General features: G+C 69.1%; 8 protein-coding genes. 3 read left to right on the plus strand and 5 right to left on the minus strand.

Annotation, left to right across the window (positions count from 1 at the left end; translation table 11 throughout):
• Positions 1 to 102 precede the first annotated feature (102 nt).
• On the minus strand, positions 103 to 1,569 hold the full coding sequence (locus LHU95_RS00935; protein WP_248709507.1) for a M81 family metallopeptidase: 1,467 nt from the start codon (positions 1,567 to 1,569) through the stop codon (positions 103 to 105).
• Positions 1,570 to 1,634: 65 nt separating this feature from the next.
• Between LHU95_RS00935 and LHU95_RS00940 the strand changes: the two genes are divergently transcribed.
• Positions 1,635 to 2,594: a TAXI family TRAP transporter solute-binding subunit gene (locus LHU95_RS00940; RefSeq protein ID WP_248709508.1), complete on the plus strand. Its 960-nt coding sequence runs from the start codon at positions 1,635 to 1,637 to the stop codon at positions 2,592 to 2,594.
• Between the two features lie 634 nt (positions 2,595 to 3,228).
• On the opposite strand, the gene LHU95_RS00950 is transcribed toward LHU95_RS00940, so the two are convergent.
• Positions 3,229 to 3,501, minus strand: a complete 273-nt coding sequence (locus LHU95_RS00950) for a hypothetical protein (RefSeq protein WP_248709509.1) — start codon at positions 3,499 to 3,501, stop codon at positions 3,229 to 3,231.
• A gap of 117 nt (positions 3,502 to 3,618) precedes the next feature.
• Positions 3,619 to 4,749, minus strand: a complete 1,131-nt coding sequence (locus LHU95_RS00955; RefSeq protein ID WP_248709510.1) for a M20/M25/M40 family metallo-hydrolase — start codon at positions 4,747 to 4,749, stop codon at positions 3,619 to 3,621.
• Between the two features lie 62 nt (positions 4,750 to 4,811).
• Here LHU95_RS00955 and LHU95_RS00960 point away from each other — a divergent pair, with 62 nt between their 5' ends.
• Positions 4,812 to 5,543 carry an aspartate/glutamate racemase family protein gene (locus LHU95_RS00960; RefSeq protein ID WP_248709511.1) on the plus strand — a complete coding sequence of 244 codons (732 nt, stop codon included), beginning with the start codon at positions 4,812 to 4,814 and terminating at the stop codon, positions 5,541 to 5,543.
• A 97-nt stretch (positions 5,544 to 5,640) separates the two neighbouring features.
• Here LHU95_RS00960 and LHU95_RS00965 read toward each other — a convergent pair whose 3' ends face one another.
• On the minus strand, positions 5,641 to 6,459 hold the full coding sequence (locus tag LHU95_RS00965) for a DMT family transporter (protein ID WP_248709512.1): 819 nt from the start codon (positions 6,457 to 6,459) through the stop codon (positions 5,641 to 5,643).
• A 50-nt stretch (positions 6,460 to 6,509) separates the two neighbouring features.
• Positions 6,510 to 7,940: an NAD(P)/FAD-dependent oxidoreductase gene (locus tag LHU95_RS00970; RefSeq protein ID WP_248709513.1), complete on the minus strand. Its 1,431-nt coding sequence runs from the start codon at positions 7,938 to 7,940 to the stop codon at positions 6,510 to 6,512.
• 77 nt (positions 7,941 to 8,017) lie between these two features.
• Here LHU95_RS00970 and LHU95_RS00975 point away from each other — a divergent pair, with 77 nt between their 5' ends.
• Positions 8,018 to 8,947 (plus strand): fatty acid desaturase, encoded by a 930-nt coding sequence (locus LHU95_RS00975; RefSeq protein WP_248709514.1) that lies wholly within the window; start codon positions 8,018 to 8,020, stop codon positions 8,945 to 8,947.
• The last annotated feature ends 129 nt before the right edge of the window (positions 8,948 to 9,076 follow it).

Below are 9,076 nucleotides of genomic sequence, written 5' to 3' on the forward strand. Positions count from 1 at the left end.
CCGAACCAGACCACGCTGATATGGGTTGTTGAGGCAGGGCCCGGCCGAGCTCCGGCCAGGCGTATGCCGCCGAGGCACCGACCTGCATCGGCCGTGGGGACGCTATCCCTGCCTCCAGCCTGCCGGCACATGCCGGAAGGGCAGCGCCGCGAGATCCAGCGCGGCCGGCCCGGGCACATCGCATTCCACGATGGCGCTGCAGCGGCTGGCGAAGGCCGCGCGGAAATGGTTTTTCGCCTTGTTCACCAGGAGGCGCACCTGGCCCAGATCAATGCCGTGCAGCGCGAAGAAGGCCGGGTCCACCGCCGCCTCCTTGCGGCTGGTCAGCACCACGCGCAGCTTGCCGGCGCGCAGCAGCGCGGTGGGGCCGAGATCCACGGGCGCCCCATGCTCCATCGGCCCGGTGTTGAGGAAGCGGCCATGAGTCAGCGCCTCGACCACGCCCGAGAAGGGCACGGGCGGGCCGAATTGCGCGGTGGTGCGCCCGCCCAGATCGCGCGCGAAGGCGCTGCCCAGCCCGGCGGCGCGGGCGGCGGCCACTCCTTCGGGGTCATGCAGGAAGCAGAAAACCGTCTCCACCTCCGGCTGTGCCTGCATCAGCAAGCGCAGCAGGCCGGGCGTGTCAGCGACGCCACCCGAAAGCGGATTATCCGCGGGGTCCAGCAGCGCAACGAGGCCAGGGGGCGCGGCCAGCGCCGTGCTCAGCGCAGCCTCGGGCGAGGGGAGGGTGACGGCGAAGCGTGCGCGCCGCGCGCCGATGCTGGCGATGAGCTGCCGCGCCAGGGCCCGCGCCGCGCCGTGCTCCTCCGCCCAGACCATGGCAGAGGGGCCGGCATGTGGGCTGTCCCCCCAGGCAAAGCCGCCGAACAGCGAGGCATCCAGGATGGGCGGCTGCTCCGCCGCCAGCGCTTCCGCCCAGACCTCCGCCATGGGGCCTTCGGCGTCGCGCATGTGGAAGCTGTGCAGTAGGGCGGGCAGTTTCATCAATGAGCCGTGGTTGGTGTGGCCGGCCAGCGCCCGCTCCAGCAGGCGCAGCGCCCGCAGCGCCGTCTCTGCCATGTCCACATGCGGATAGGTCCGATAGACCGAGGCGCCATCCAGCAGCCCGATCATCTGGGGCGAGACATTGCCATGGAAATCGAAGCTGGCGACGAGCTTCGCCCTGGGCCCGATCACCGCGCGCACCCGACGGATGATGGTGAGATCGGCCTCCGGGTCGCTCTCCGTCACGCAGGCGCCATGCAGCGAGAGATAGACGCCGTCCCACCGGCTGCCCCCTTGGCCGCGCGCGAGGCCTTCCTCCACCTCGCTCATCCAGGCGTCGAAGGCCAGGTCGCTCATCGGCCCGCCGGGCTGGGCCGCGGCGCAGCGCAGCATGGCCACCTGCCAGTCCGGGCGCTCGGCCACGAAGCCGGCCAGGGCGCCGAGCTCGGTGGCGGTGCCGGAATAGCGGGAGAGCGCCTCTGGCCCCGACAGCCATTCGCGTCCCTGAAAGGCGGCGAGGGGGGTGGGCTCCGGAGCGAAGCTGTTGCCTTCGAACCAGAGGCGGGCGACGGCGATTTGCGGCATGATGTCCTTGGCGGCGGGCGTTCCCTGCCATCTAATCCGCCCGAACCGATTGAGGATAGACCAAGATGATGCGCCGCTCCTTGCTGGCTTCCCCTGCCGTCTTTGCACTCCCGGGCGGGGCCTCGGCCCAGCTGGCCGCGCCGACGGCCCCCCTGGCCATTCATACGGCCGGGCAGGGCAGCCCTTTCGTCACCTATGGCCAGGCCATCGCCGTGCTGCTGGGCCGCAACGGCGTGGCCGCGACGGTCGAACCCAGCACCGGCTCGCTGCAAAACCTGACGGCGGTGGAGGATAACCCCAATGCCCTGGGGACGGCCTTCCTGGGCTCGGTCTGGGATGCGCTGCAGGGCACGCCGGCGGCGGGTGGCCGCAAGCATGTGAATGTGCGGGCCCTGTGGCCCATGTATGAAACAAGCTTCCAGATCGCGGCACTGACGACGAGCGGCCTCACCCAGTTCAGCCAATTGGCCGGCAAGCGTGTGGGGGCCGGCCCGGCGCGTGGCCCGGCCGAGACCTTCCTGGTCGCGGCGGCCGAGGCGGCCGGCATCCGCATCGAGATCGTCAGCGGCAGCCCGGCCGAAATGAGCGAGGGCCTGCTGGCCGGCCGCATGGATGCGCTCTGGCAGGGCGCCATCGTGCCGATCCCCTCCATCCTCGCCGCCCTGGCCCGCGCGCCGGGCGTGGTGTTCGGCCCGGGTGCAGAGGTGGTGGGCCGGGTGACCCAGCGCCTGCCGATGCTGGCGCCGACCACGCTGCAACCCGGCACCTATCCCGGCCAGACCGTGCCGATCGAGAGCTTTGCCGCGTGGAACTTCATCGTCGCGAACCGGGCGCTGAGCGAGGCGACGGCCTATGCCATCACCCGCGCGGTGCTCTCGGTGGGCGATCCGGCGCGCGACATCGCGCCCGTGGCGGCCGCAAGCCGGGCGGCGAATGCGGCCAATAACCGCATCCTGCCCTTCCACCCCGGCGCCATGCGGTTTTACCGCGAGGCTGGGGTACCCCTGGCGGCCCCGGTGGACTGACCAGGCAGGATCGCCACCGGTGCTGCGCGCGGTGAAGGCGGCGGCGTGGCGGTGGCGGGCCGTGGCTCGGCCGGGCTCGCGGCGGGCTGGGCGGGAGCGGGCACCGCCGGCCGCGCGGAGGTGGGCGCGCTGGGTCGCGCCGGTGCTGTCACCGCGGGTTGCGCCGGCGTGGGGACTGTCGGCGTGGCGAAACCCGGGGCGGGCTGCGTCGAGGCGGGGGGCGCAGCGACCGGCCGCCCCGTGCCAGGGAAGTTCTGGCTGGCCTGGCGCTGCCGTGCCGTCCGCCGGCTGCGTTCAGACCCCGCCTGGGATGGCCGTGGCGGCGGCTCGACGGGGCGGTTGAGATCCTGCTGAAAATCCCGACCATCCCCAAAGATGGCTCCGTTGGGCGATACGCCCTGGGCCAGCGGCGCCGTGACGGGGGAAACCAGCAGAATGGCGAGGAGAGCGACGTGCTTCATGGCGTGTGTTGAACCTCTCTGGTCGCATTCTAACGCGGGCCGAGCCGGATCGTCGCGGCATTTTCAGCTGAGCCCGTGTCCGGCCTGCAAGGCTGCATTGGGCCCCGGCCCCGGCGTTCAGCCCGCTGTTCCGCAGGGCCGGTCCGCTGGAGGTCCGCTGCCGGCGCCAGTGTTCAGCGGCTGGCGCTGGTGCGGCGGATGGGCGTGCCCGGGAAGTTGCGGTTGAACTGGGCCTGGCGGGCGGCGCGGGCGGCGCGCTCGGCCGCGGTGCCGGAGCCCTGTGCGGCCTGCATCCGCTCCAGCGTCGAGAAATCCTGCGGCAGGTTCCAGCCCTGGCCGAACACCACGCCATTCGGCGCAATGCCCTGCGCGGCGGCGCCATGGGCGAAGGCCGCGCCAGCGAAACCGGCGATCAGCAGGGCAGCGGACAGGGTGAAGCGGCGCATGGGGATCTTCCTCGTCTCGGCGGCGGGGGGATTTCCCCGCCGGTGAGAGAAGAATTAGCGCGCGGCCTCTCATCGGCGTGAGGGCAAGAAACCCATCACACCGATAGAGGTTACCTATCAGACGCTTTGCAGCAGCCCGGCGAAGAGCTTGGCCCGTGGCGCCATGCTGCTGACGATCACATGCTCCTCCAGCGTATGGGCCAGGGCGCCGATGATGCCGAGGCCGTCCAGCGTGGGGATGCCCATCGCGCCCGTAAAATTCCCATCCGAACCGCCGCCCGAGGATTGGTGCGGCAGCGCGAAACCCAGCCGCTTGGCGATCCCTTCGGCGGTGGCGTGCAGCGCCAGCACCTTGCCATCCGGCTCCCAGACCGGGCGTGTCACGCCGCGCTTCACCTCCAGCTGCACGTCATTCCCCGTGGCCTTGCGGTTCAGCATGATCTCCACGGCGGCATCCAGGTCTTCCTGGCGCTTGGCCATGGAGAGCGCCTCGGCGTCGCAATAGGTCGCCACGCAATTCACCCATTGCCCGGCATGAATGACGCCGACCGAGAAGGTGCAGGCCTCGGTCGTCATTTCCTCGATCGCGATGACCTGCTTGCACATCTCGCGGATGGCGCTGCGCCCCTCGCCCAGCCGCGCGCCGGCATGGCTCGGCTTGCCGGTGGTGCGCAGGTTGAAGCGCGCGATGGCGTAGCGGCCGGTGACGACGCCGCCATCGGGCCGCGCGGGCTCCGGCACCAGCACGACGGAATGACGTGCCGCTTCGGCCTCGATCAGGTCCCGCGTGGAGGGGCTGCCGACTTCCTCATCCGGCGTCAGCAGCACGGTCACGGGCTTGGAGGTGGCGATGCCGGCGATGGCGAGCTGGCGGATCGCCTCGATGGCGAGATAGGTGCCCCCCTTCATGTCCTGGATGCCGGGGCCATAGGCGCGGTCACCCTCGCGCTTGAACGGCAATCCGCCGGCCAGCGTGCCGATGGGATGCACCGTGTCCAGATGCGCCAGCACCAGGATGCCCGGCTCTTTCGAGGCATGCGGGAAGCGGGCGCGGACGCAATCGCCAAAGCCCATGCGGCCGGGAATCGTCTCGACCGTGGCGCCCATCAACGCCAGGTGGCGTGCGGCGAGTGACATCATGCGGTTCACCGCCGCGGCGTCATGCGTCGGGCTTTCGCATTCGACCCATGTGCGCAGGCCGGTGAGCATCGCCTCATTGTCGAAGGGCAGGTCGAGCTTGGCTTCCATGGAGTCTCCTGTTCGTGTCGTATGGCGGCCTTGCCGCGCCGATGGGGAATAAGGAAAACAGGATGCGTCTGCTCGTCGCCAATGCCAACACCACCGAGGCCATCACGCAGCGCTGCGCCGCCGCCGCGCGAGAGGCCGCCGCGGCCGGCACGCAGATCATTCCCGCGACGCCGCGCTTCGGGCCGGAGGTGATCAGCACGCGGGCGGAGAATATCATCGCCGGCCATGCCCTGCTGGCGCTGCTGGCCGAGCATGCGGGCCAGGTGGATGCGGTGCTGCTGGCGGTCAGTCATGACACCGCGCTGGAAGCCGCGCGCCAGCTCATGCCCTGCCCGGTGGTGGGGATGACGGAAGCCGCCTGTTTCACCGCCTGCCTCGTGGGCGGGCGCTTCGGCCTCGTGACCTTCGGTGGCGTGGAGACCTACCGTGAGCGCATCACGCAACACGGGCTGGCCACACGCCTTGCCGCGCTGATCGGCGTGGATGCGACCCCGCAGGAGAGTGTGCGGGACCCCGAGGGCGTGCGGCGCAAGGTCCAGGCCGGCATCGCGCACGCGGTGGCCGAAGGGGCCGAGAGCGTGATCCTCGGCGGTGCCGCGCTGGCCGGCTTCGCGGCCGGGATGCAGGCGGAGGCTTCCGTGCCCCTGCTGGATGGCATCGCCTGCGGGGTGAAGCTGGCCGAAATGCTGGTGGCGTTGAAGCTGCCCAAGCCACAGAGCGGAAGCTTTGCCGCGCCGCGCGGGCGGAACAGCATGGGGCTGACGCCAGAGCTGGCGGCGATGCTGAAAGGCTAGAGCGGGCTTCGTTCGCAAGGGCTCACGACACCCGCTCCAGCTTTTGTTGTCACGCGTGTTCCAAGCCGCCTTGCCAAGCCACAAGGCTTGAAAACGCTCAACGCCCCATCCGCGTCAGCCGCATATTCACCACCCCGGCCGCCACCACCAGCGCACCGCCCATCACCGTGGTCCAGGGCAGCGGCTCGGCGAAGACCAGCACGCCGAGTGCGGCGGCAAAGACCAGCTGGAGATAGGCCAGCGGCTGCAACCGGCTCGCCTCCGCCAGGTCCAGCGCGCGGATCAGGAAGTAATGGCCGAGCGTGCCGGAGATGCAGAGCAGCCCCATCCAGCCCCAATCCGCGAAGGCGATGGGCGTCCAGATCCAGGGCGTCAGCAAGGTGATTGCCGCAGCCCCGGCCAGGCCCGTGTAGAAGAAGCTCGTCTCCGGCGGGTCATCGCGCGCGACCAGCCGGGTGATAAGCCCATAGGCTGCGAAATTCAGCGCGGCGAGCAGCACCAGCAAGGCGGCGGGCGAGAACATGCCAGGCCCCGGCCGCAGGATGAGCAGCACGCCCAGCGCGCCGGCCAGGATGGTGAGCCAGCGCATCAGCGTGACACGCTCGCCCAGCACGGGGCCGGCGAGTGCAGTGATGATCAACGGATAGCAGGCGAAGATGGCATGCGTCTCGACCAGGCCCAGCAGCTTGAAGGCGTTGACGATCATCCAGACCTGCACCACCAGCATCACGCCACGCAGGCTTTGCACGAAGGGCCGCTTGCTGCGGATGACGCCGCCGATCCCGCCGGGCGAACGCGCGGCGCGCAGCACCACGAAGCCCGCGAAGAACCAGTAGCGGATCAGCAGGATGCCCAGCACCGAATAGATTTCGGCAAGGTAGCGCGAAATGGCGTCCTGGGTGCCGAAGACGAACATCGCCGCCACCATGAGCAGCAGGCCCTTGCGGGAATCCTGGGCCAGCGGGGTTACTCGGCGGCCAATCGGGCCGCGTCGATTTCCACCTGCTTCTCGTCATAGGCGCGGAGATCGACGTAGAGGCGGGGCATGTCCTCGGCAAAGAGGTTGCGCGTCACACCGGCGGCCACACGCGGAGCGGAGATCGCCATGGCGTTGATCGAGCTGCCGGCCGGGCCGAAGCTCATCGTCGTGCCGATCCCGAACAGGTGGATGCCCGAAATCCAGGGCGTCTCGCCGGGGTGTTTTTCCACGAAGGCGCTGTCGGCGTTGAGATAGGGGTAGAGGGCCAGGCGCGGATTCGCTTCCTCCGGCGGGGGCGTGTAGCGGTCTCCCCAGGTGGCGATGTTTCCCGCGCAATGGGCGAGTTCCGGGCGCAGCGCGGCATCCATCCGCACGCCGGTGCCGGTGATGCAGTAGTCCGCGGTGAAATCGCCGGTTTGCGTGGTCAGCACCACGCGGCCTTTCTCGATGCGCGCCGCCTGCCACTCGCGCCCGGCATGCAGGCGGAAATTCGGGAAGCGGATCACGCGGTCATAATGATCCTGCGCGAAGCCCTCGCGCATGCCCAGCACATGGGACATGAAGCGCCAGCGCCATTCATCCGGCATCTCGCCCATGTGGCGCAGGAAGCCGGCGAAGGTGAGCCAGCGATAGGGCTGCACCACCATGAGTTCCGCGCGGCGGCAGAAGATATGCACCTCCGCAGCACCGTGTTCCAGCGCGACGGCGGCATTGTCGAAGGCCGAGGCGCCAGCACCCAGCACCGCCACCACCTTGCCGCGCAGGGCGGCGAAATCAATCATTTCATTCGTATGGGCGCGGAACTCGCGTGGCAGGGCGGCGATATGCTCAGGCATCCACCAGGCGCCGATGCCCTCCTGCCCCGTCGCCATCACGATCTTGCGCGCGTGCATCGGCCCTTCGCTGGTCTCCACGCGAAAGGCAGGCAGGCCATCATCCGTGGTGGCCGGCGTGATGGCGCCCGCCTCCACACCGTTGCGCACCGGCACGCCCGTCACGCGGCGGAACCAGAGGAGGTAGTCGTTCCAGAGGTCCTTGGGGATGAAGCGCATCGCCTCCCAATGGGCCACGCCGAAATTCGCCTCGTGCCAGGCCTGGTAGGTGAGGCTGGGCAGCCGCAGATCGGGGCCTGTCATGTCCTTCAGGCTGCGCAGGGTGCGCATGCGGCCATAGGTGGTCCAGGGCCCTTCGCGGCCGAAATCGGCACGGTCCAGCACCAGGATATTGTCGACCTTGTCCCGCTTCAGCGCATGCGCCACCGACATGCCGCATTGCCCGCCGCCGATGACCAGCACATCCAGCGCGGCCGCCCCGCCCACCGTTTTCGGCACGAGCCAGGGCGCCCTGGGGTGGCCGGTCAGGTCCAGGTCCCGCGCCACATCGGCTTCGAGTTCGGCGAGGGTCTTGGGTGCGGGCATCGGGGAAGCCTAAGGGGAGCGTCGCGGGCGCGCAACGCGATTGCTGCACTGCCGCATGATATGGCAGCATCCGGCCGATGGCCAAGATCGCACCCCTGCCCGACATCGCCGCCCCGCGCGCTTTCTGGCGCCGCTGGGAGTTGCCGACCTGGGGCGTCGCCATTGCCATCTATGCCAGCTGGGCCACGCTGCTGCTGCTGCATGAGCAGGTGCCCTGGCCGATCGAGGCGTTGCTGGCCGCCTATATCCTCGCCTGGCATTTTTCGTTGCAGCATGAGGCGATCCATGGCTGGCGCAGCCTGCCCGGCTGGCTGCGCACCGCCATCGTCTGGCCGCCCATCGGCGGCTGGTGGCCGTTCGAGCTCTACAAGCGCAGCCACAGCAAGCACCATCGCAACACCCATCTCACCTATCCAGGCGAAGACACCGAGACGCAGTATCACAGGCAGGAAGACTGGAGCGGCTATACCCCCGCCTTCCGCGCCGTGCTGCTGTTCAACCAGACCTTGCTGGGGCGGCTGACGGTCGGGCCCATCCTGCGGCTGCGCAAGCTGGTGTTGGTGGAAAGTGCGAAGCTGCAACGCGGCGACTTTTCCGATGTGCCGGCTTGGCTGGGCTTCTTTGTCGGGCTGGCGGGCGTGCTGTGGTTCGTGACGCAGGTGGCCCATATGCCGGTCTGGCATTACTACCTCGTCTGGGTGCTGCCGGGGATTTCGCTCGGCCTGCTGCGCGCCTTCATCGAGCATCGCTGGGGCGAGCGACCGGGCGAACGCACCGCCTCGGTCGAGAGCAACTGGCTCTTTGGCCTGCTGTTCCTGTGGAACAACCTGCACATCGTGCATCACCTCTACCCGACGCTGTCCTGGTTCGAGATTCCGGGCTTCTGGCGGCGGAACCGGGAGAAGCTGCTGGCCCATAACGGGCATTTCGTCTTTCCGGGCTATTTCGCCATTGCCCGGCGCTGGCTGCTGCGCCCGGTCTTCGTCCCGATCCATCCGGCGCGCTAGAACTTGTTCCGTTCGCAAGGGCTCACGACACAACCTCTGGACCATTGATTTTCGAGCATCTTTATCCGTCCAAACGATCCCGTTTGAATGGATGATGCGCCAGGCCGCGATCAAGGCTGGCGGGTCATG

Origin of the sequence: Sediminicoccus sp. KRV36 (assembly GCF_023243115.1) — a bacterium.
Lineage (GTDB): Bacteria > Pseudomonadota > Alphaproteobacteria > Acetobacterales > Acetobacteraceae > Roseococcus.